Here is a 21,700-nt window from a genome sequence, read left to right as displayed (position 1 = left end):
CCGCTCACAGTTCCCGCAGGGCGGGCAGGAGCTTCTTCTCGGCCCAGTCGATGAAGGGGCGCTGCTGGTCGCCGCCCACCTGGACGAGGGCGATCTCCGTGAAGCCCGCCTCGGCGAAGGGGCGTACGGCCTCGACGAAGTCGTCGACGTTGTCGCCGCAGGGGATCTGCTCGGCCATGTCCTCCTTGGTGACGAACTGGGTTGCGCCGGAGAACCCGGACGGTCCCGGCAGTTCGGAGTTGACGGGCCAGCCGCCGACGGACCAGCGGAACTGGTCGTGGGCGCGGGCGATCGCGGCGTCCTTGTCGGTGTCGTAGCAGACGGGCAGCTGTCCCACGCGCGGCTTGCCGCGGCCGCCGTGCTTGTCGAAGGACTCGATGAGCTCGGCCTTGGGCTCGGTCGCGATGACGAGGTCGGCGTGGCGTCCGGCGAGCTTGCAGGAGCGTTCGCCGGAGACCGCGATGCCGATGGGCGGCAGTTCGTCGGGCACGTCCCACAGCTTGGCGTTCGCCACGTCGAAGTGGGTGCCTTCGTGGTTCACGTTGTCGCCGGTGAAGAGCGCGCGGATGATCTCGACGGCTTCTTCGAGCATCTCGATGCGGACGCGTGCGGAGGGCCAGCCCGCACCGACGATGTGCTCGTTGAGGTTCTCACCGGAGCCGAGTCCCAGCCGGAAGCGGCCCTCGGAGAGCAGCTGCATCGTCGCGGCCTTCTGTGCCACGACGGCGGGGTGGTAGCGGACCGTCGGGCAGGTCACGTACGTCATGAGGGGGATGCGCGAGGTGGCCTGCGCGGCCGCGCCGAGCACGCTCCACGCGTATGGCGAGTGCCCCTGTTCCTCCAGCCACGGGAAGTAGTGGTCGGAGGTGACGGAGAAGTCGAAGCCTGCTCGCTCCGCCGCGACGAGGTCGTCGACGAGCGCGCGCGGACCGGCCTGCTCGGTCATCATTGTGTAGCCGATTTGCACCATAAATGATCGGTTTGCCGAACGATCCCTCCTGAAACCTTCGACAGTCCGCAGCTCCACCGTACGGCTGCGGATCCCGTCGCGGGGTACAGGGGTCTCACGGTCCCGGACGGAGTGTCCGCGCGACCACGGAAAAACGCGGCGGGATGCCGCGATGTGACATGGAAGAGAGGCGGTCTCCTTTGCGCACTGTAGGAGTGGAGGAGGAACTCCTCCTGGTCGACCGTGAGAGCGGCGAGCCCCGCGCCCTGTCCTCGGCCGTCCTGGCCCGGGCGGCCAGGGACACCGGGGAGAACTCCGGCGCCGAGAGGCAGGCCGACGACTACCGCGAGCCCGAGGAGGAGACCTTCGAGAGGGAGCTCCACGGGCAGCAGCTCGAATTCGCCACGCAGCCACGCTCCGACATGGCCGACCTCGCGGACGAGGTGGCCCGCTGGCGCGCGGACGCGGCCCGGCACGCCGGCGACGTGGGAGCGGCGGTGGCCGCGCTCGCCACCTCGCCGCTGCCCGTGAGCCCGGCGGTCAACACCGGCAGCCGCTTCCAGTGGATGGAGGAGCAGTTCGGCCTGACGACACAGGAGCAGCTGACGGGCGGCTGCCACGTCCATGTGTCGGTCGAGTCGGACGAGGAGGGCGTGGCGGTCATCGACCGCATCAGATCCTGGCTCCCGGTCCTGGTCGCACTGAGCGCCAACTCGCCCTTCTGGCAGGGCAACGACAGCCAGTACAGCAGCTACCGCAACAGGGTGTGGGGCCGCTGGCCGATGGCGGGCCCCACCGAGATCTTCGGCTCCGCCGAGCGGTACGAGGAGCAGGTCGCGGAGATGACCGCCACGGGCGTCCTGCGCGACCGGGGCATGGTCTACTTCGACGCCCGGCTCTCCCACCGCTATCCCACGGTCGAGATCCGGGTGTCGGACGTCTGCCTGGAAGCCACGTCGACGGTCCTGATCGCGACGCTGGCGCGGGGCCTGGTGGAGACGGCCGCACGCGACTGGCGCGCGGAGCGCCCGCCGCTCCCCCACGGAGTGGCGTCCCTGCGTCTCGCCGCGTGGCGTGCGGCCCGTTCCGGCCTGGAGGACACGCTGCTCGACCCGGTCACGATGCGTCCGGCGCCGAGCGACGAGGTGGTCCGCGGCCTCCTCGACCACGTCGGCGAGGCCCTTGAGGACGCCGGCGACCTCGACCTGGCCCGCACCACCGCGGAGGACCTCCTGAAGCACGGGAACGGCGCGCGCGTGCAGCGGGACCTGCTGGAGCGCACGGGCAGTCTGCGGGAGGTGGTGAAGGAGTGCGTACGCCGCACGAGCCCGGTGTGACCGTGCGGCGAGCCTGACGTTCCGGAACGTCCGCTCTCGTCACGCTCCGACGACGATCGCGTCGGGCCGTGACGAGACGATCGCGTCCGACGTGTCGAGGGAGTGTGCGGTGCGGGCGGGGTGGAGCGGGTTCCGGCGAGCGGGCCCGGCGGTCGGGGTGAGCTGAGACCATCCAGGGCATGGCCCATACACGTTTCCGCCCAAGCGTCTCCGTCGGCCGCGTCCACGCCCCCGAGGCGCGGTGACCGCGCCCGCCGCCTTTCCCGGCGGTCCCGAACTGTTCCGGCTCAGTGCCGAAGTGGCCCACCTCAACCACGGGTCGTTCGGCGCCGTGCCCGTCCCCGTCGCGCGGGTCCGGCGGAGCATCGCGGAGGAGGCGGCCGTCGACCCGGACCGCTTCTTCCTCGGTGTGCCCGACCGGCTCGCCGACGCCCGCGGCCGTATCGCGGCCCGTCTCGGCGCCGACCCCGAGGGTGCCGCCCTCGTCACCAACGCCACGGAGGCCGCGGGGCTCGCCCTCGACGCCCTGCGGCTGACGCCCGACGACGAAGTGCTGGTCACCGACCACGGTTACGGCACGGTCGTCGCGGCCGCGGCCCGCCGCGCCCGCGTCGTCACCGTTCCCCTCGACCCGGCGCTCCCCGACGAGGAAGCCGTGCGCAAGGCCGTGCTCGCGGGCCTCACCCCGCGCACCCGCGTCGCCCTTCTCGACCACATCAGCTCGCCCACCGCCCGCTTCATCGCCACGCCCGCGCTCCTCGCCGACCTGGCCGAACGCGGGGTGACCACGGTGGTGGACGGCGCCCACGCCCCCGGCATGCTCGCCGACCCGCTCGCGGGGGCGCCCGACTTCTGGTTCGGCAACCTGCACAAGTGGGGGTACGCGCCGCCGGGCAGCGCGGTGCTCGTGGCCGCCCCGGCGCACCGGGGCCGGGTGCCCGCGCCCGTGCCCTCCTGGGAGGACGGCCGCGGCTTCCCCCGCTCCGTCGAGTACCGGGCGACCGCCGACTACACGGGCCTGCTCGCCGCGCCGGAGGGCCTCGACCTCATCGCCTCGCTCGGCTCCGAGCGCGTCCGCACCCACAACAGTGCCCTCGCGGCGTACGGCGCCGAACTCCTCTCCGAACTGCCCGGACTGACCGCGCTCCCCGCCGACGACCGGCTGGCCATGCGCGCACTGCGCCTGCCCCCACGCCTGGCCCGCACCTCGGACGAGGCGGTCTCCCTCCGCGAGGAGATCGCCGCCCGCCTGGGCTTCCGCGTCCTGATCTGGCCCTGGCCGGACGGCGGCGGCATCCGTGTCTGCGGCCAGATCTACAACACACCCACCGAATACGAACGCCTGGCAGCGGCGTTGTCCCCTCTGCTCGACGGCCGGTGATCCGCCGCCGTCACCGGTGAGGGCTGCTCAACGGCGTCCGCCGAACTCCCAGGGGTGGACCTCGATGTCGGCGTACCGGTCCGGGGACAGCACGGCGCGTGCCGTCTCCGGGTCCGGTGCCCGGAGCAGCACCGCCGTGCCGAGCCACGTGGTGCCGTCGTCGGACAGCAGGGGCCCGTAGGCGATCAGCTCGTCCTGGTCGTCGGGCAAGGTGGGGAGGCCGGCGGGGCGGTCGGGGCCCAGACCGAGGACGAGGTGGCGGTCGCCTCCGGTGCGGCCGCCGGGAAAGTCCCACATGGTGCGGCCCAGCATGTTGTGCCACCGGCGGAGGAGGACGTCCCGGTACACGCCTGCCTGGTGGTTGGGCTCGTCGTGGGCGAACGCGCGGGCGGCGGCGGGGTCCGGCAGATCGACGATGTGCACGCTGCCGGAGGGCGTCTCGCCGTCGTCGGCGAAGGTCGGGCCGCGGGCGATCAGCTCGGCGGCGTACCGGTCCATGTACGACCAGTGCTCCTCCCCCAGCTCCTCGCGCAACGTCATCGAACCGGGCCTGTCACGATGGAGGCAGAAGAACTCCATGGCCGGTGACTCCTCAGGCCGCGTCGGGTGAGGTGAGGACGACACCGGTGAGGGGTGCCTCCACGGACCAGCCGAGCGACTCGTACAGGCCGCGTCCCGCGACCGTCGCGCCGAGCACCCCGCTGCGGGCGCCCGTCTCGGACATGGCGTTCGCCAGGGCGGTCATGACGGTGCGTCCGAGGCCCTTGCGGCGGTGGGCCGGTGAGGTCTCTATCTGGTCGAAGACGACGGTCTCGGCGCCGTCGGGTCCCGCGGCCCGGCCGTGGGCGGCGAAGGAGCCGTCCGCCGCCAGGACGAGGGCGCGGGTCACGCCGCCCCGGCTCCAGGTGCGGAGCCGGTATCCGGTCGGGAGGTCCGTCGCCGCCGTGCGCAGGGTCGTCGACATCAGGAAGCAGGGGTCGTCGAAGGCCCACTCCGGTGTGAGCCAGGGGGCGATGACCTCCGGGGCCGCGAACACTTTCAGCCAGGTGCCGGGAGCTGTCGTCTTCTCCACGAGACGGCGGATGACGGTCTCGTCCGTGTCGGGCAGGACGTGGCGGGTCACGTGGTGGGGCAGGCCGACGTCGATCGCGTACCCCCACGGTTCCTCCACCGCGGGTGCGGCCCCGCGTGAGACGACCCAGCCCTCGACCCAGTCCCGCACCATCGCCGTATCCACGCGACCTCCACACGTAATGGGCGCCGCTGGCCGCAGCGCATTACGCGCAGCCTACTCGCCCTCTTCGTGCTCCTCGTTCTCGAAGTGCAGGGCGATCGACCGCAGTACATCCGCTGACGTCACGTCCGTGCGCCCCTCGTCGTGGACTTCGGCGAGTTGTGCGAAGGAGAGGGCGAAGGCGGACGTGATCTGCTCGATCACGGGGCCCAGCTCCTGGCCCACCACCGCCGCCACCTCGATCGGCGTGGCGTCGGCGGGGATCTCGATGGGCGGCAGCATCTCCTCGAGCATGGCGCCCACCGCACCGCTGTTGTCGATCTCGCCGTCCGGGTTCTCGCGTGCCTGTCGCCGCATCTCGAGCGCTTCCGTCAGGATGCCGACGACTCGTTGCATGATTTCGCGCTGCTCCATGCCGGGAAGCCTAGACGCTGTGGATCACGGATGGCCGAAGCGCGACCACGAATGCTCCCGCGGGTCCCTGGTCATCTGGACCCCGGACGATGGACACGACAAGATATCGTTGCCAAGCGGAAGCCAACTGGCTGTTTTCAAGAGTCATTTGGCCGAAAACGTGTGCCATGGGAAGCCCGCACCAACCGAGGGAAGCCAGGAAGCAATTGATGTGTACGGTGATTCAGGTCGGGCTCCCGATCCGGCCTCGGTCTCGTTGCGCCCACCGGCTCGGCTCCCCGGTGCCACCCCCCGCCCGGCGGGCCCATAAGGCCGCTCGTCAACCACTTCGGCTCCGTCCGTAGTTGGCGCGAACCCTGCCCCCCACCCCCACGCAGGGTTGACACCGGCACGGGACGACCGGCGTGTCCGCACGGCCGCCCCGGCGGGCCGTGCGCATCCCGGCCGGTCACGCGCGCCGAGTGGTGTCCCGGCCCGGCGGCCCATGGCCGCCCCACCCCCATTCACACCTCGAGGACGTGATGACAGACCTCATACAGGCCACCTCTGTGGTGCCCTCCGTGCTGGCCTTGGCCGCCGGCGGCGCGGCCTGGCGGTTCTGGGACCAGTACCGGGGCGAACGCGCCGAGAACGGCCGCCTCCGCGCACAGGCCGAGGAGATCACCAGGCGGCAGCACGCCACCGAACACGTCCTGGCGCAGCTCGCCGGTGGCGTCATCCCCGAGCTGGGCGCCGAGGCGGAACGTCTTGGCACCGGTCACGGGGTCGACATCGAACTGCCCGAGGCGCTGGTGAACACCGCGCTGGCGCAGCGGCTCACCGAACTCGCCGACTCGGCGGCGCACACGGTGCGCAAGGTGCAGTACGACGCGCAGACCAGCACGAGTTCGCAGATCGCCGAGGCGCAGGAGAGCGCGCGCATCGAAGCCGCCCGGGCCCGCCGGAGCGCCGAGGAGTCCAGCCGCGCGGCCGTGCGCGCCGTCTCGTCCGCGATGGTGGGCATGGCGTCGAAGCTCAGCCAGCGGGTCAGTCAGGGCGTGCGGCGGCACGAGGGCGACGAGGCGTACGCGACGCTCGTCGGCATCGACCACCCCACACAGCAGATGCTGCTCGTCGCCCAGAACTACGTGGTGCTCTCCGGCGGCAAGCTGTCGCGCCGCTGGCCGGCGACGCCGATGACCGATGTGGTGCGGGCCGCGATGGGCAGCATCGAGGAGTACGAGCGGGTCGAGCACCAGGAGCTCGGCGTCACGGTGACCAGCCGGGCGGTCGGGCCGGTCGTGCACGCGCTGGCGGTGCTCCTGGACAACGCGGTGCGCTACTCCCCCTCGTCGGCGAAGGTGCACGTCGCCTTCCAGGAGGGCCACCACGGGGTGTCGGTCATCGTCGACGACGCCGGTCTGCGCATGAACGAGGAGCAGTTGACATGGGCGAGGGAGATCCTGACGGGTGTCCGGCGCGACGACATCAACCAGCTCGGCGCGCACCCGCAGACCGGTCTGCGGGCGGCGGCAGCCCTCGCCGGTGACTACGGGTTCCGTATCGACCTGGAGGCACCGAACCCCTTCGGCGGCACACGTGTGTACATGTTCATCCCCAAGAGCCTGTTGACGACGTCCGCGCCCCCCGCGGCCGTCCCCAAGCCGGTGGCCGCCCCCCAGCCGGTGTCGGTCGCCGAGCCCGCCCCCGCGACGGCCGCTCCCGCGCAGCCGACCGCGAAGCGCACCACCGCCAGTGGCCTGGCCGTCCGGTCGCGCAGGACTCCTGCGGCGAGCCCGCGTCCCGCGGCGTCCGACGGCGGGGCGGCGGCGCCGGGGCGGCCGTCCATCGCCGCGGCATGGGCGAAGGGGACGCGCAGCGCGCGCACCGAAGACCCGACCACCTCGCACGAAGGAGCATGACCGTGACCACCGGCAACGAACTTGGCTGGCTGCTGGACCGCGCCCTGGGGTCCATCGAAGGCGTCCGGCACGCGGTGCTGATGAGCTCCGACGGTCTGCTGCACTCCCGGACGGCCGGGATCGGGCAGGACGAGGCGGAGAAGTTCGCCGCGATCACCGCGGCCGTCCGTGCCGCCGCTCTCGCGTACGACGAGGAGACCGGCGGCGGGGGCACCCGGCAGGCGCTGATCGAGCTCACCAACCATGTGGGGCTGATCACCCAGGCGGGCGGCAACACGATGCTGTCGGTGCAGACCACGGGCCCCGACGCCGACATCGGCCTGATCACCCATCACATGCTGGAGCTGGCCCAGCGGGTGGGCCACGAGATGAAGGTCGCGCCGCGGCAGCCTTCCCAGCTCGGCCTGCCGACGACGTGAGCGGCCCGCGGCGGGACCCGGACCTGGTCAGGCCCTACGTCCGTACCGACGGGCGGGTCCGCGCCGATCCGGATGTGCGCCTGGAGACCGTGGTGATCGCCGCGAGCGGCACGGCCGAGGGCCTGGGCGCGGACGCCCGGCGGGTCATGGGCCTCTTCGACCGGTCCATGGGCGGAGGGCTCGCGGTCGCGGACATCGCGGCGGCCCTGGAGTTCCCTCCCTCCACGGTCCGCATCCTCGTCTCCTCCCTCATCGACGAGGGCCTGTTGACCCGCCCCGTCGCCGCGGACGAGGACCAACCACAAACCGATCTGCTCCAGGAGGTACTGCGTGGTCTCCGCGCCCTCGTCTGACGGCCTCATCTATGTGCCACCCGGCGTCACCCGGTCCGCGAAGATCGTGATCTCCGGGAGCTTCGCCGTCGGCAAGACGACGTTCGTGGGCAGCGTCTCCCAGATCCCGCCGCTGCGCATGGAGGAGCGGATCACCCAGGCCAGCGAAGGGGTGGACGACCTCGCGCGCACCCCGCGCAAGACGACCACGACGGTCGGCATGGACTTCGGGCGCCTGCACCTCAGCGACGCCCTGGTCCTGTACCTGTTCGGCACGCCGGGACAAGGCCGGTTCCGCCCCATGTGGGCGGGGCTGACCGAGGGTGCCCTCGGCGCGCTGGTCCTCGTTGACACCCGCAATCTGGAGGCCTCCTTCGAGATCCTCGCCCTGCACGAGGAGCAGGGCACTCCGTACGCGGTGGCGATCAACCTGTTCGACGACGCGCCGCGCTACGACCTGGACGAGATCCGGCAGGCCCTCGACCTGGATCCGCACACGCCGCTGACGACGTGTGACGCGCGGGACGGCACGTCCAGTGTCCTGGCCCTGATCACCCTCTGCGAGTACCTGACCGAGTTGCACGCACCTGTTTTGGAGCCCCGCCCGTGACCACCCCGACCACGATCGATGTGGCGCCCGAGCGCCGGATCGCCCTGTACGAGGCCGAGTTCGCGGCCGACCCGCACGCCGCGTACGCGCGGATGCGGGCCGAGTTCGGGCCGTTCGTGCCGGTGGACCTCGTCCCCGGCGTCCCCGCGACCCTCGTCATCGGCTACGCGCAGGCCCGGCGGATCCTCAACGATCCGCTGCGGTTCCCGGCCGATCCGCGGGTGTGGGAGCAGTCCGTGCCGGAGACCTGCCCGGTCCGCCCGATGATGGAGCACCGCCCCAACGCGCTGCGCTCGGCGGGTCCCGCGCACACCCGCTACCGGTCGGCGAACAGTGCCGCGATCAACGCCGTCGACCAGCACGAACTGCGTACCGTGGTCGAGCGGGTCGCCGACGCGACGATCGCCGAGTTCCGGGACGCCGAGGGCGCCGACCTGCTCACCCAGTACGCCTGGCCCATCTCCTTCCGCGTCCTGAGCGCGCTCCTCGGCTGCCCGGACGAGATGGGCCGCCGCATCGCCGACGGCATGGCGAAGATCTTCGAGGGGGTGGACGCCGCGAGCGGCAACCAGATCCTCTCCCAGGCGGTCGCCGATCTGGTGGCGCTGCGCCACCGGCAGCCCGGCGACGACATCACCTCGCGGCTCCTCGCGCACGAGGCGGAGCTCGACGACATCGAGATGGCCCATCAGCTCGTCACGTTGTACGGCGCCGGGATCGAGCCCCTGACCAACCTGATCGCCAACACCGTCCTGAAGGTCCTCACGGACGACCAGTTCTCCGGTGACCTGCACGCGGGCGGCTCCTCGGTCCGCGAGGCGCTCGACACGGTGCTCTACACCGATCCGCCGCTGGCGAACTACTGCATCAGCTATCCGCCGCACCCCGTCGACGTCGACGGGTTCCTGCTGCCCGCACACCAGCCGGTCGTCATCTCGATGGCCGCCTGCAACAACGATCCCGCACTCGGGGACCAGCGCACCGGCAGCAACCGCGCGCACCTGTCCTGGAGCACCGGGCCGCACGCCTGCCCGGCACGTCCGCACGCCTACCTCATCGCCGAGACCGCCATCACGCACCTGCTCGACGCGCTGCCCGAGATGGACCTGGCCACCGCCCCCGAGAACCTGGTCCGCCGTCCCGGACCCTTCCACCGGGCGCTGGCCGCACTGCCCGTCACGTTCCCCACCGCCTCATCCGTCTGAAGGGACCACCACCATGGCCGTGCCCACGCAGCCGATCGTCCTCGACCCCACCGGAGCCCGCGCCCACGACGAGCACCGCGCGCTGCGGGCGCACGGCCAGGCGGTCCGTGTCGACATCCTGGGCGTGACCGCCTGGTCCGTCGCCGACCCCGCGCTCCTCAAGGAGCTGCTCACCAGTCCGAGCGTCTCCAAGGACGCCCGCGCCCACTGGCCGGAGTACGGCGAGACGATCCAACGGTGGCCGCTCGCCCTGTGGGTGGCGGTGGAGAACATGTTCACCGCCTACGGAGCCGATCACCGGCGCCTGCGGCGCATGGTCGCGCCCGCCTTCAGCGCCCGCCGCATAGCCGCGCTGAAGGAGAACATAGACGACGTCGTGACCGGCATCCTCGACCGTCTCGACGCGCTGCCGCCCGGTGAGACCGTCGACCTGCGCGAGCAGCTCGCGTACCCGCTGCCCATAGCGGTCATCAGCCGGCTCATGGGCGTACCGGCCGAGCAGCAGGACGCCTTCCGCCGGGTCGTGGACGGCGTGTTCGACACCACGCTGACCGCCGAGCAGTCCGAGGCGAACACCAAGGCGCTGTACGAGGCCCTGCACCTGCTCATCGCGTCCAAGCGCGCCGAGCCCGGCGACGACATGACGTCCCTGCTGATCACCTCGCGCGACGAGGACGAGGAGGGCGGCCTGTCGGAGGACGAGCTGCGCGACACCCTGCTCCTGATGATCAGCGCCGGGTACGAGACCACGGTCAACGTCATCGACCAGGCGATCACGCAGCTGCTCACCCACCCCGGCCAGCTCGCCCTGCTCCGGTCGGGCGAGGTCGACTGGAGCGAGGCCGTCGAGGAGACTCTGCGCTTCGAACCGGCGGTCAGGCACCTGCCCCTGCGGTTCGCGGTGACCGACATATCCCTGGCCGACGGGCAGACCATCGCCAAGGGCGAGGCGATACTCGCGTCCTACGCGGCCGCCAACCGCCACCCCGACTGGCACGGCGAGAGCGCCGACGACTTCGACGTCACGCGCACGGTCAAGGAGCACCTCGCCTTCGGCCACGGCGTCCACTTCTGCCTGGGGGCGCCCCTCGCCCGGCTGGAGGTCAGCACGGCCCTGAGCCTGCTCTTCGGACGCTTCCCGGAGCTTGAACTCGCTGTGCCCGTCGACGCGTTGAAGCCGCTCGGTTCACTGCTCAGCAACGGCCACCAGTCGCTTCCCGTGCGGCTCAAGCCCGCGAGCGGCCGGTGAGCCAGGCGGCGAGGGCCACCAGCACGGCCGCTCCGGCGGCATAGACGGGGAGCCACAGGGTCGTCGTGGCGGACAGGCAGTCGGCGACGGCCTCGTGGCTCCGGAACGCCTGCCCGTCGGCGGGGGCGGGGCCGGCGCGATGGACAGGCAGAGGCCGACGACCAGCGCCTACGCCGTGAGGTTCCGTGCGTACGTGGCGAACCACTGCCATGAGCCCTGCGCGAGCATGGCCGTGAGCTCGGCGGCGAGTGCGATGCCGATGACGCCCGGTTGACCCGATGCGTCCTGACTCCTGGCGCTGTGCCCTTCCACGGGGCGGGAGTGACACGTGGTGTGCGGGGGTAGTGCGTGGTGGACCGGTGCGGCCTAGGAAAGGGCGACGACGCATGAACAGTTCCGTCTCCAAGGGCTCCGCGTGGGCGATCCTCGCGCTGGGCGCCGCCTTGACATCGACCGCGCTCGGCCCCACGGCGAGCGCGGCGGCACCGAGGGACGCGGGCGGCGGCACGGCCACGGTGACCACCGCCCGCCAACAGGCCTGCCCCGTCGTCTACTTCGACCTGGGCGAGACGCTCGTCCACACCGCCGACGACGGCAGCATCACCTATCGGCCCGGCGCCGCCGCCTATCTGCGCGCCCTGCGCGCACGCGGCATCCCCGTCGGCCTGATCACCAACGTGCCGTCCTCGTGGGGCTCGACGGACGCCGAGCGGGCCGCGCGGCTGCGGCAGGAGGTCGACTCCACGTGGGAGGGGTCGGCGCCCTTCGCGTGGCAGGACTTCGGGGACCGCGTCCTGACCCCGCGCACCGAGGCGGAACGCAAGCCGGCCCCCGCCCTCTGGCAACGGGCGAAGGCCGGCTCCGGCCACTGCCGGGTCGTCTATCAGGCGGAGACCACGGAGGAGGTCAGCGTGGCCGCCTCGCTCGGATTCGTTCCGTACCAGGTCGGCCGCCCGCACCGGCCGGCGTTCCTGCCGGTGGGTGTGGTGGAGCTGCTCGGCCGCCGGGCTCCCGCCTGACGACCCCGCTGCGCAGGAGCAGTTGGAAGACCCCGAGGAGCACCGCCGTGGCGAGCGCGCTGTGCCACAGCAGGGCGTCCAGGCGCCCCGCGGCGAGGTAGGCGCCCGCGGCGATCGCGGCCAGGGCGCACACCGCGCGGTCCACGATGCTCTCGACGGAGAGCAGCGTGGCGCGCGGGGCGTCCGCGGGCACCGCGTCGTTCACCAGCTTGCGCTGGATGGGGTACGCGAAGCCGGTCGCGGCGGCGAACACGCAGAGCAGCACGACGACGGCCCACGGCCCGCCGAACGTCATGGCGGCCAGGCTGCCCGCGAGTGCGAGGCTGAGGATCGACACCCAGGCGACCGGTGGCAGGCGGCGGCTCAGCCACTGCGGTCGGGCCGAGGCCACCGCTTCCGCCACGGTCATCGCCGCCATCACACCGCCGTGGGAGGCTTCCGCGATGCCGTGGTCGAGCAGGATCGGCTGGAAGAGGTTGACCTGGCAGATCCGTGACAGCGTGAAGATCGCCACGCCCTGCACCATCACCAGGGCCAGCCACCGCGAGGAGGCGACGCAGCGCAGCGCGGTGCCCGCGTCCCGCAGGAACGCGCCACCCCGGCGTGCCGCGTCCCCCTTCTCCGTACGGCCGTCCGCGCCCGCGATGCGGGGCAGCGCGACGGCGCAGACGACGGAGCCCGCCGCGCTGGCGGCGCTGAGCACGTACGGCGTGGGGTGTGCCACGGCCATCAGCGGGCCGACCAGCGGCCAGCACACGACCTTCGCGACGAGGCCGAGCGCACGGGCAGTACCTTCCGCCTTCAGGTAGTGGTCGTCGCACTTCTCGGCGCGCAGCCCGTCGTACAGGTAGGCGCTGGCCGCTCCCGAGGTGAGGGACCGGCCGGCGGCGATGGCCAGGAAGTGGACGAGGAAGCCGGTGTACGAGGCGCTGACCACCGGTGCCAGGTTCGCGGCCGTCATGACGACGGCTCCGGCGCGCAGGCAGTTGCGGGTGCCGATCCGGTCGGCGATGAGCCCGGTGGGGATCTCGAACAGGCAGAAGGCGACGTAGTAGATGCTCTGGATGCCGAAGATCTGCCCGTCGGAGAGTCCGGCGGCCTTCTGGTAGGCGTAGAACACCGGCATCCACCACAGCAGGTTGAACAGCAGCTGGAAGCCGTAGTTGAGGCGGATGATGCGACGGGCGGTGTCCGTGAGGCCGGTGGCCGCCTGCTTTCGCGAGGCCGCCCTCACAGCGCGTACGGGCGGATCTGGACCAGCCGGAAGTCGCCCCGGTCGGTCATCAGCCACTCGATGTCGAGCGGCCTGTCCACGTCGTCCGCGCTGAAGTGGGACTGCAGGAGCCGTCCGGTCAGGGACAGGTCGGCGAGCCGGGCGCGGGTGGCGGCGGAGAGCCCGTCGCCCCAGGAGCCGAGGGCGACGGTGCGGCCGCCGCCCTCGACGGTGTTGTACAGGTACTGCTGCGGCAGGACCGAGCCCTCGACGACCTGTTCCGGGGAGCCGGGGGAACAGTTGAGGTAGACGTTGCGGAAGTCCTCGCGGCGGGTCGGGTTGCAGGTCACCAGGACGCCGCCGAGCGAGGCGGGGACGTACTCCTGGATGATGACGCCCATGTACGTGTCGTCCAGCGAGATGCCGACGTCGTGGCGCAGGCGCACGCTGCGGGGCGAGAGCAGCGAGGCCCACACCTGGCGTACGGCGTCGAGGAGTTCACCGGCGCCGTGGACGGTCGTCACGGAGTCGTAGACACCGGCCGCGGAGAAGCCCGGCAGGTCCTCGGCGTTGGACGAGGAGCGCACCACCAGGCGGCTGTTGGAGTGGGCGGGGAACGCCTGACTGATCTGCCGGGTGACCGGCTCGGGGACGGGCGTCTGCCGGATCAGGTGCTGGAGTTGCAGGCAGAGCGAGTCCAGGACGTCGGTGGCGTCGAGTTCGAGCGCCATCTTGAGCTTGCCGATGCCCTGTTGCAGGACGGCGGACGAGGCGAGGAAGTGCTGCTGGAGAGCGAACGGCAGCGCGACGCCGTTCGGCGCGCTGACCGAAGACGCCACGAACTCGGCCGCCGCGGCCCGCAGTTCGCTGCCGGTGGGCGCTCCCGTATGGAAGGCGCTGAGGCCGAGGCGGGCCGCGAGGTGACCGTGGAGGTTCTCGCGCGGGGGCCGCGGCCGGCCGTAGAACGCGGTCAGATCGGCCGTGCGGCTGTCGAGCACGTGGTGCAGTTCGCCGAGGTTGGCGGCCTTGGTGCCGTAGCGGTCGCGGTCGGTGCTGCGCAGCCGGTGCAGGGCGAGCACGGGGGCGTCTTCGAGGAGCGGCGGTTCGAGGCGGATGCGCTGCTGGTGCCAGGCGGGGGCGCGCACGTCGGGTGCGTGGTCGAGGCGTTCGAGGGATATCTCGTCCTCGCGGACCCGGTAGCGGACCCACGCGCCGTCCAGGCCGTCCTTCGCGACGAGGTGCTCCAGGTCGCGGACGATCGCGTTGGGGATGCCCCACCCTGAGGCGAGGACATTGGTGTGGGAGAGCGGGGTGATCGGCGCGGTGTTGAGGAATCCCGCGACGCGGGGCACGTCGTCGGGCAGACAGGGCATGGCCACGATGTCCGCCCAGCCGAGTTCGCCCGCCGCCGCGGTGTACTCGTCGTGCGTGCGGAAGAACCGCAGTCGGCCGGTGGCCTCGCCGGGGTTGAGCGGGGTGCGGGCGCGGGAGCCGAAGAGTTCGTGGCCGAGGATCCGCGGCACGCTCTGTTCACTGATCGCCGCGAGGGCCTCCTCCTGCCCGTGGTTGGCGGGTTTCAGGAGGAGCGGCAGCCTGCCGTCGACCCGGGCGCGCACGAACTCGTGGAAGAACGCGAGCAGTTCGCCGTGCATGGTGTCGGCCTCGGTCGTCTCCAGGACGAGGAAGGTGCGTTCGCGGCCTTCGGTGTCCTCGTCGGTGTGCAGGGAGAGCACGCCGAGCAGGAAGCGGCGGTCGGGGTCCGTGTAGACGGAGGCGTTGAACGCGTCGAGGTCCGCGTCGAGCGCGGTGAGGTCCATGCCGAGGATGCGGGTGGCGATGTAGTTGACGTGGAAGGGGTGCGCGGCGGTGTCGAGGAGGTGCCAGGTGTTCTCGGCGCGGTCGACGACGACCTTCAGATACGGGTGTCCGGCGAGGACTCCGGAGAGGGTGCGGAAGAGCGGCAGGGAGAGGTTCTCGCCGACGACCGTGCGGTCCGTGGCCGGTTCGGCGGGGCCGGTGAGCAGTTGGGCGGTCATGCCGGGACCTCCTCGGGACGGGCGGCGGGCAGCACGTGGGGCAGGGCGTCGACCAGGACCTCGAAGTCGTGCAGCACGGTCTTCGGGGTGGTGGCGGAGAGCAGGCACAGGGCGGCCATGGTGTTGGCGCCGGCGGCCGGGTCGTACACCGGCACGACGCTGCCGTCGGCGAGGGAGCTCTCCGGGACCACCGACAGCTCGCTCCCCCGGCTCAGAGACACGTCCGCGGTCACGGAGGGGAAGTCCCACACCTTGCGGCCGCGCCAGGCCTCGCCCTCCCCGTCGACGGCGAGGACGACGAGGGAGCCCGCGGCGCCGCGCGCCCGCTCCGGGGTGAGGGCCCGCTCGGGCCATTCCACGGGGCGTCCGACGAGGTGGTCGACGAGCACGCCGACGAGGTCGAGGCCGAAGACCTCCTCGATCTGCGGCACGGTCATCGCGCCGCCGAACCGTGCGGCCGTCTCGATCAGCCACATGCGGCCGCCCGCGCCGAGCTTGATCTCCGTGTGCGTGCCGCAGTCGCGCAGGCCGAGCGCGTCGACGGCGCGCCGGGCCAGGTCCACGATCCGGTCCTGGGCGTCCTGGGCGAGGAGGGCGGGGGTGATGCTGGCGCGTTCGGTGAACGGCTCGACGGTGGGCATGCGGCCGCTGATGCAGACCGGGTGGAAAGTGCCGCCCGCGACGACGCCCTCGACGCTCACGTAGTCGCCCCAGCCGGGCTCGTCGAACCAGTCCGACGCGGTGCCGGTGACGATCTGCTCGACGACGAAGTCGGCGTCCGCCTCGGCGACATGCAGTTCGGCGAACCCCAACTGGGCGGACTCGGCCATGACTTCCCTGGAGCGGGCCCAGGCGGCCGGGACCTCGCGCGGGTCGCGGATGATCTGGTGCGCGGTGGATCCGGCGCTCCAGGCCGCCTTGAGGAGCAGCGGTCCGGCCAGCTCGCGGGCTGCCGCGTGCAGATCGGCCTCGGTGCGGACGGGGCGGAACTCGGGCTGCGGGAGGGCGTGCTGCTGCCAGGTGCGCCGCATGAGCCGCTTGTCGCGGGCGAGCGCGGCGGCGTTCCCGGCCCCCGCGAGGCCGAGCGTCTCGCACGCCTCGGCGACGGCGACGACCGCGTATTCGGAGAAGGTGAGCACCGCGTCCGCGCCGACGGTCTCGGCCCGCTCGACGATCAGGGACACCAGGTCGGAGCGGTGGGTCTCGTCGGGCGTGACGACGGACGCGCACAGTCTCCGGGCGGGCCCCGCCACGGCGGGAGGCAGAGCGCTGAGCGCCAGCAGGTGCACTTCCGCCCTCGCGGCCGTCCGGGACAGGACGTGACCGAGCGGCGGACCACCCTTGGCATGCACTAACAGCACCTTGCTCACGGAAGTTCGTCTCCATTCATCGAGTCACGGGCCGTGGATACGGGCCGTCGAGCCTTCACATGGCGGGGCGTGTTCACCCGCTCACTCCAGGGGACCAAACCCGGCATGTCCGCAACGCCCCACCGGGCACCGGGGACTCAGGCAAATGCCTGAGTCTCGTCTGCGGCAGTTCGGCCGAGAAGGGGGCATGTGCGAGCTGAGGGCGGGATATCCAGTGCCGTGTGACTGAGCGTCAGCCAGTCGTATACGGACGGAGACCGCTGTGGACGATTCCACCTTCAAGGCACTGAGCAGGACCGGTACCCCCGGCAGATACGCGGCCTTCGCGGACCTCGTCGACCTCGCCCCCGCCGCCGCGTTCATACGGGACAGCGACGGCCGCTACCTGTGGGCCAACCACGCCTACGCACACCTCTACGGCACGGTCCCGGAGCAGGTGATCGGCAGGTACATCGAGGACCTCGACGAGCCCGCGGACGCCGAACAGTTCCGCGCCCTCGACCAGGAGATCCTCGGCCGGGGCACACCGGTCCGCCACACCCTCGCCTACCGGCGCCCGGACGGCAGCGCGGGCAGGGCGGTCGGCCACCGCTTCCCCGTCCGGGAGAACGCGCGGACCTGCGTCGCCGGGATCTACGTGGACGTCACGGACCATCTGCGCGCCACGGTCCAGTGGCAGGAGGCGGAGGAGAACCTGCAGGCCCTGCGCGACCACAGCGGTCTGCCCTGCGCGCTGCTCTCCGCGAACGGGCGGGTGGTCGAGGCGAGCGCGGCGGCGGCCGAACTGTTCCAGGTCAGCCCGCACGACCTGGTGGGCCGCCGCGCGCACACCCTCCTGGCACCGTCGCCCGACCTGGCCCGGCTGCACGCCCGCTGGAACGGCCTGATATCCCGTCGTACGAGACGGGTGGAGACCTCCGCGGTGCTCGTGGACGCGCACGGTCTGCAGCGGCGCGCGCAGCTGCACCTCACGTCGATCGGTCACTCGTCGACCGGCCACCCCTCAGGCGGCCACGCGCCGGTCGGTCACGCGCCGGTCGGCCACTCGACGTCGCGGGCGCGGCACGTGTGGGCCGTGGCCACGCATCAGAGCCTCGCCCACGAGGCGCATCCGGCGCTGACCGCCGCGCAGATCCGCATCCTGTCGCTGCTCGCGGAGGGCAGCAGCAACGGCGACATCGCCACGTCGTTGCATCTGTCGCGGCAGACGGTCGACTACCATCTGAGCCGTCTGCGGCACCTGTTGGGCGCGGCGACCCGCCCTGCCCTGGTCGCCCGCGCCTACGTCCTCGGCATCCTGGCACCCCGCGCCTGGCCGCCGCGCTCGGCGACGGCGGCCCATCCGCTCAGCACAGTCTGACCAGCAAGGTTCAGCGGATGTTGACGTCGATGCACGCGTAGAAGGCGTTGGACGTGTCCCCGATGTTCCACACCGCGAGGACCTTGTGCCTGCCGGTGAAGTTGCCGAGGTTGACCTGGTGCGAGACGGTCGCCGGGGGCTGCTGGTTGTGGCCGTCGACGGTCGCGACCTTCGTGCCGTCGACGAAGTACTCGTAGTTCGCGGTGCGGTGCCGCGCCGTGAACGTCCAGGTGAAGGTCTGCGTCCTGCTGACGTCGCTGACCTTCCAGCCCTTGCCGTCGTTGTCCAGCTCGGCGAAGCGCGCGTTGCCGCCGCTGCAACTGCGCAGACCCTTGGGACCCTCGACGCTCTGCGGCTCGTACTTGATGTCGCCGCACGCGATGGTCCGTGCGGCGCACTGCGCCTGCCGGCTCGCCGGCGCGTTCACGTATCCGTGCGCGCCGGCCGAGCCGGTCGGCAGCGTCAGGGCGAGTACGGGCGCCATCCCGGCGCCTATCGCCGCGGCGATCTTCCGCTTCTTGTCCATGCGTACTCCTTCACGGGCAATGCTTCATGGGGGTGTGCGACGTGAAGTGCTGGGTGGGGCGCGGGGGTTGACGGCAGGGGTGAGGGGGTCACGTCTGCCGATTAGTCCAGACCATAGACTTCGGCAGGACACGGTCAAGGTTGGATTCCGGCCACACCGCTGTCGAGTGCGGGGGCGAGGCCGGGTCACCAGCTGATCGCGGCCCCCACGGGCAGGTGATCGCTGCCCGTCCCGGGCAGCACCCACGCACGCTTCGCCTCCACCCCACGGACCAGGATCTGGTCGATCCGTGCCACGGGGAAATCCGCGGGCCAGCTGAACCCGAACCCACTCCCCGCCTCCTCGTGGGCCGAGTGCAGCTGTGCGGTGAGACCGCCGAAGGCGCGGTCGTCCATGGTGCCGTTCAGGTCGCCGAGGAGGACCACGCGGTCGCTCCGCTCGGCGGCGAGGGCGCGGGTGAGGGCCTGGGCGTTCCTGTTGCGCGTGGCCGTGCCGAAGCCGCCGTCCGACGTCACCCGTACGGACCCGAGGTGGGCCACGTACACGGCGAGGGGGCCCTGGTCCGTCGCCACCGTGGTCCGCAGCGCCCTGTTGTCGACCAGCTTGTCCGCCGCCGGCTTGCTGTCCCCGAGGGGCCCGACGTCCTGCTCGGTGTCGACGGGCCGCGTGTGGGAGAGCGGCGCCTTGCTCCACAGCCCGACCGTGCCCTGCACGGTGTGGTGCGGGTACGCCTTCGCCAGCTCCTTCTCGTACGTCCCCCTGGCCTCCTCGCTGATCTCCTCCAGCGCGAGCACGTCCGCACCCGACTCGGCCAGGGCGCGGGCGGTGCCGACCGGATCGGTGTTCTCGGCCGCGACGTTGTGACTGACGAGGGTGAGGTCGCCGCCCGACCGGGACCTGTCGCCGAGCAGCCCGCCGAAGAGGCTCAGCCACGCGGTGACCGGCAGGAGCAGCGCGACGGTCGCGGAGGCGGAGCGCCGCCACAGCGCGATGACCAGCAGCACGGGCACGCCCAGGCCGAACCAGGGCAGGAACGTCTCCACCAGACTGCCGACGCCGCCTCGGTCGGTGATCCGCCGGTGCAGCAGCAGGAGCAGGCCCAGCACGAGGGCGAACGCCGCGGTCACCAGGCCGCGCCTCCACGGTCCCGGCCCGCGAAGGGAACGTATCCACCGGTGGATGCGTGGACGCGGGGTCCCCCGCCTGTCCTGCTCGGGCGCGGGGCCGCCCCGCACGCCCTCCTGCACCGTGTCACATGCTGGAATTCGAGTCATGCCGCCAGTGGAAGCAATGCGCTGTTGCCGACACGTATGCGGTTTTCGATACGTCGACGATATGCGCCGACTCGTACTGTGAGCGCATGCGTGTCCTGATCGTCGAAGACGAGCCCTATATGGCGGAGGCCATCCGCGACGGCCTGCGGCTGGAAGCGATCGCCGCCGACATCGCGGGCGACGGCGACACCGCTCTGGAACTCCTCGACCGGAACGCCTACGACATCGCGGTCCTCGACCGGGACATCCCCGGGCCGACCGGTGACGAGATCGCCCGACGCATCGTCGCGTCCGGCAGCGGCATGCCGATCCTCATGCTCACCGCGGCCGACCGTCTCGACGACAAGGCCACCGGGTTCGAGCTCGGAGCCGACGACTACCTCACGAAACCCTTCGAGCTCCGTGAACTCGCGCTCCGCCTCAGGGCCCTCGACCGCAGACGCGCCCACAGCAGGCCTCCGGTGCGCGAGATCGCCGGTCTGCGCCTCGATCCGTTCCGCAGGGAGGTGTACAGGGACGACCGGTTCGTCGCCCTGACCAGGAAGCAGTTCGCCGTGCTCGAAGTGCTCGTCGCGGCGGAGGGCGGTGTCGTCAGCGCCGAAGAGCTGCTCGAACGCGCGTGGGACGAGAACGCGGATCCGTTCACCAACGCGGTGCGCATCACCGTCTCGGCGCTGCGCAAGCGGCTCGGCGAACCGTGGGTGATCGCGACGGTGCCGGGGGTCGGTTACCGCATCGAGGCGGCGCGGCCCGGCACCGGAGGCGAGGGCGGCACCCGTGCATAGGGAGCCGGGCCTGAGCGTGCGCCTCAAACTCACCCTCAGCTACACCGCGTTCCTGATGCTGGCGAGCGGCCTGATGCTGATGGCCGGGTGGTTCTTCCTGACGCGCGTGGAACACGTCGGGCTCCGCTTCGACCCCGGCTACGAGATCCCCGTCGCGCGCGAGTTCGCTCCGGTCGCGGCCGTCACGATGCTGTTCATGCTGGTGTTCGGACTCGGAGGAGGCTGGATCCTGGCCGGCCGCATGCTCGCGCCCCTGGACCGCATCACCCACGCCACGCGCACGGCGGCGAACGGATCGCTCTCCCACCGCATCCGCCTGCCGGGCCGCGCGGACGAGTTCCGCGAACTCGCCGACGCCTTCGACGCGATGCTGGAACGGCTCGAGGCGCACGTCGCCGAACAGCAGCGATTCGCCGCCAACGCCTCGCACGAACTGCGCACGCCCCTGGCGATCTCGAAGTCGCTCCTGGACGTGGCCCGCACGGACCCGCACCACGACACGACCGAACTCGTCGACCGCCTCCACACCGTCAACGCCCGCGCCATCGACCTCACCGAGGCGCTGCTCCTCCTCAGCCGCGCCCAACGGCGGTCCTTCACAAGGGAACGCGTCGACCTGTCCCTCATGGCGGAGGAGGCCACCGAGACGCTCCTCCCCCTCGCGGAAGGCCGCGACGTCACCCTCGAAACAGGCGGCCACATCGCCCCCGCCATCGGCTCACCGGCGCTCCTGCTGCAGCTGATCACGAACCTCGTGCAGAACGCGATCGTCCACAACGTGCCGGAGGGAGGGACCGTCCGGGTCCACACGAGCGTCCGCCCCCACACGGTGGTCCTGACGGTGGAGAACACCGGCGCGCACCTGCCCCCCGAGCAGATCGCGACCCTGACGGAACCGTTCCAACGAGGCACGCAACGCACTCACGCTCAACACGCGGGCGTCGGCCTCGGCCTGGCCATCGCCGACACGATCACCCGGGCACACGACGGAACCCTCACCCTCACACCGCGCCCCACCGGCGGCCTGCACGTCACGGTAGAGCTCCCCGCGGCACCTCCCGCCCCCGGCGACCCGTAGCCGCCGCG

At 71.7% G+C, this 21,700-nt stretch carries 22 protein-coding genes; 12 read left to right on the top strand and 10 right to left on the bottom strand.

Annotation, left to right across the window (positions count from 1 at the left end):
* Positions 1 to 4: 4 nt before the first annotated feature.
* Positions 5 to 970: an LLM class F420-dependent oxidoreductase gene (locus DEJ47_RS33800; RefSeq protein WP_150174918.1), complete on the bottom strand. Its 966-nt coding sequence runs from the start codon at positions 968 to 970 to the stop codon at positions 5 to 7.
* 179 nt (positions 971 to 1,149) lie between these two features.
* On the opposite strand from DEJ47_RS33800, the gene DEJ47_RS33795 reads away from it, so the two are divergent.
* Complete coding sequence (locus DEJ47_RS33795; protein ID WP_150174915.1) at positions 1,150 to 2,286, top strand: glutamate--cysteine ligase; 1,137 nt, start codon at positions 1,150 to 1,152, stop codon at positions 2,284 to 2,286.
* A gap of 241 nt (positions 2,287 to 2,527) precedes the next feature.
* Positions 2,528 to 3,667, top strand: coding sequence for an aminotransferase class V-fold PLP-dependent enzyme (locus DEJ47_RS33790; RefSeq protein WP_150174912.1), 1,140 nt, complete (start codon positions 2,528 to 2,530; stop codon positions 3,665 to 3,667).
* Between the two features lie 27 nt (positions 3,668 to 3,694).
* Here DEJ47_RS33790 and DEJ47_RS33785 read toward each other — a convergent pair whose 3' ends face one another.
* Genes DEJ47_RS33785 through DEJ47_RS33775 form a run of 3 tightly spaced genes read right to left on the bottom strand, consistent with a single transcriptional unit; the run spans position 3,695 to position 5,315 of the window.
* Positions 3,695 to 4,246 (bottom strand): YciI family protein, encoded by a 552-nt coding sequence (locus DEJ47_RS33785; protein ID WP_150174910.1) that lies wholly within the window; start codon positions 4,244 to 4,246, stop codon positions 3,695 to 3,697.
* A gap of 13 nt (positions 4,247 to 4,259) precedes the next feature.
* Complete coding sequence (locus DEJ47_RS33780; protein WP_150174907.1) at positions 4,260 to 4,904, bottom strand: GNAT family N-acetyltransferase; 645 nt, start codon at positions 4,902 to 4,904, stop codon at positions 4,260 to 4,262.
* Positions 4,905 to 4,955: 51 nt separating this feature from the next.
* Positions 4,956 to 5,315: a hypothetical protein gene (locus DEJ47_RS33775; protein WP_150174904.1), complete on the bottom strand. Its 360-nt coding sequence runs from the start codon at positions 5,313 to 5,315 to the stop codon at positions 4,956 to 4,958.
* A gap of 521 nt (positions 5,316 to 5,836) precedes the next feature.
* Here DEJ47_RS33775 and DEJ47_RS33770 point away from each other — a divergent pair.
* Genes DEJ47_RS33770 through DEJ47_RS33745 form a run of 6 tightly spaced genes read left to right on the top strand, consistent with a single transcriptional unit; the run spans position 5,837 to position 11,031 of the window.
* A complete protein-coding gene (locus tag DEJ47_RS33770; RefSeq protein WP_150174901.1) occupies positions 5,837 to 7,216 on the top strand; it encodes an ATP-binding protein in 1,380 nt (459 codons plus the stop codon).
* Positions 7,213 to 7,635 (top strand): roadblock/LC7 domain-containing protein, encoded by a 423-nt coding sequence (locus DEJ47_RS33765; protein ID WP_150174898.1) that lies wholly within the window; start codon positions 7,213 to 7,215, stop codon positions 7,633 to 7,635. Before DEJ47_RS33770 ends, DEJ47_RS33765 begins: the two co-directional genes overlap by 4 nt.
* A complete protein-coding gene (locus DEJ47_RS33760; RefSeq protein WP_150174895.1) occupies positions 7,632 to 7,988 on the top strand; it encodes a DUF742 domain-containing protein in 357 nt (118 codons plus the stop codon). Before DEJ47_RS33765 ends, DEJ47_RS33760 begins: the two co-directional genes overlap by 4 nt.
* On the top strand, positions 7,966 to 8,577 hold the full coding sequence (locus tag DEJ47_RS33755) for a GTP-binding protein (protein ID WP_150174892.1): 612 nt from the start codon (positions 7,966 to 7,968) through the stop codon (positions 8,575 to 8,577). Before DEJ47_RS33760 ends, DEJ47_RS33755 begins: the two co-directional genes overlap by 23 nt.
* Positions 8,574 to 9,782, top strand: coding sequence for a cytochrome P450 (locus tag DEJ47_RS33750; RefSeq protein WP_150174889.1), 1,209 nt, complete (start codon positions 8,574 to 8,576; stop codon positions 9,780 to 9,782). Before DEJ47_RS33755 ends, DEJ47_RS33750 begins: the two co-directional genes overlap by 4 nt.
* Before the next feature lie 13 nt (positions 9,783 to 9,795).
* Positions 9,796 to 11,031 (top strand): cytochrome P450 family protein, encoded by a 1,236-nt coding sequence (locus DEJ47_RS33745; RefSeq protein ID WP_150174887.1) that lies wholly within the window; start codon positions 9,796 to 9,798, stop codon positions 11,029 to 11,031.
* Between the two features lie 168 nt (positions 11,032 to 11,199).
* On the opposite strand, the gene DEJ47_RS37180 is transcribed toward DEJ47_RS33745, so the two are convergent.
* A complete protein-coding gene (locus tag DEJ47_RS37180) occupies positions 11,200 to 11,343 on the bottom strand; it encodes a hypothetical protein (RefSeq protein WP_223828599.1) in 144 nt (47 codons plus the stop codon).
* A 74-nt stretch (positions 11,344 to 11,417) separates the two neighbouring features.
* Here DEJ47_RS37180 and DEJ47_RS33735 point away from each other — a divergent pair, with 74 nt between their 5' ends.
* Entirely contained in the window at positions 11,418 to 12,050 is a 633-nt protein-coding gene (locus DEJ47_RS33735; RefSeq protein ID WP_150174884.1) for a hypothetical protein, read from the top strand.
* On the opposite strand, the gene DEJ47_RS33730 is transcribed toward DEJ47_RS33735, so the two are convergent.
* From DEJ47_RS33730 to DEJ47_RS33720, 3 genes are read right to left on the bottom strand one after another with little or no spacing between them, the layout of a single operon-like run.
* Positions 11,938 to 13,284 carry an MFS transporter gene (locus DEJ47_RS33730; protein ID WP_150174881.1) on the bottom strand — a complete coding sequence of 449 codons (1,347 nt, stop codon included), beginning with the start codon at positions 13,282 to 13,284 and terminating at the stop codon, positions 11,938 to 11,940. The genes DEJ47_RS33735 and DEJ47_RS33730 overlap by 113 nt on opposite strands.
* Positions 13,281 to 15,299, bottom strand: a complete 2,019-nt coding sequence (locus DEJ47_RS33725) for a PEP/pyruvate-binding domain-containing protein (RefSeq protein WP_150174879.1) — start codon at positions 15,297 to 15,299, stop codon at positions 13,281 to 13,283. The genes DEJ47_RS33730 and DEJ47_RS33725 overlap by 4 nt, the downstream gene beginning before the upstream one ends.
* Positions 15,296 to 16,669, bottom strand: a complete 1,374-nt coding sequence (locus DEJ47_RS33720) for an acetyl-CoA carboxylase biotin carboxylase subunit family protein (protein ID WP_150174876.1) — start codon at positions 16,667 to 16,669, stop codon at positions 15,296 to 15,298. The genes DEJ47_RS33725 and DEJ47_RS33720 overlap by 4 nt, the downstream gene beginning before the upstream one ends.
* A 262-nt stretch (positions 16,670 to 16,931) precedes the next feature.
* Between DEJ47_RS33720 and DEJ47_RS33715 the strand changes: the two genes are divergently transcribed.
* Positions 16,932 to 18,029, top strand: a complete 1,098-nt coding sequence (locus DEJ47_RS33715) for a PAS domain S-box protein (RefSeq protein ID WP_223828598.1) — start codon at positions 16,932 to 16,934, stop codon at positions 18,027 to 18,029.
* Positions 18,030 to 18,039: 10 nt separating this feature from the next.
* Here DEJ47_RS33715 and DEJ47_RS33710 read toward each other — a convergent pair whose 3' ends face one another.
* Positions 18,040 to 18,555, bottom strand: a complete 516-nt coding sequence (locus DEJ47_RS33710; RefSeq protein ID WP_150174873.1) for a lytic polysaccharide monooxygenase auxiliary activity family 9 protein — start codon at positions 18,553 to 18,555, stop codon at positions 18,040 to 18,042.
* Positions 18,556 to 18,740: 185 nt separating this feature from the next.
* The gene (locus DEJ47_RS33705) at positions 18,741 to 19,829 is read right to left on the bottom strand and encodes an endonuclease/exonuclease/phosphatase family protein (protein WP_150174871.1); all 1,089 of its coding nucleotides are present in this window, start codon (positions 19,827 to 19,829) and stop codon (positions 18,741 to 18,743) included.
* An 86-nt stretch (positions 19,830 to 19,915) separates the two neighbouring features.
* Between DEJ47_RS33705 and DEJ47_RS33700 the strand changes: the two genes are divergently transcribed.
* Positions 19,916 to 20,614: a response regulator transcription factor gene (locus tag DEJ47_RS33700; RefSeq protein ID WP_150174868.1), complete on the top strand. Its 699-nt coding sequence runs from the start codon at positions 19,916 to 19,918 to the stop codon at positions 20,612 to 20,614.
* A 10-nt stretch (positions 20,615 to 20,624) separates the two neighbouring features.
* Positions 20,625 to 21,692: a sensor histidine kinase gene (locus tag DEJ47_RS33695; RefSeq protein WP_150176055.1), complete on the top strand. Its 1,068-nt coding sequence runs from the start codon at positions 20,625 to 20,627 to the stop codon at positions 21,690 to 21,692.
* Positions 21,693 to 21,700 lie beyond the last annotated feature (8 nt).

The sequence above is a fragment of the Streptomyces venezuelae genome (genome assembly GCF_008642355.1).
GTDB classification, from domain to species: Bacteria; Actinomycetota; Actinomycetes; order Streptomycetales; family Streptomycetaceae; genus Streptomyces; species Streptomyces venezuelae_B.
This window is presented reverse-complemented; position numbering and strand designations above follow the sequence as displayed.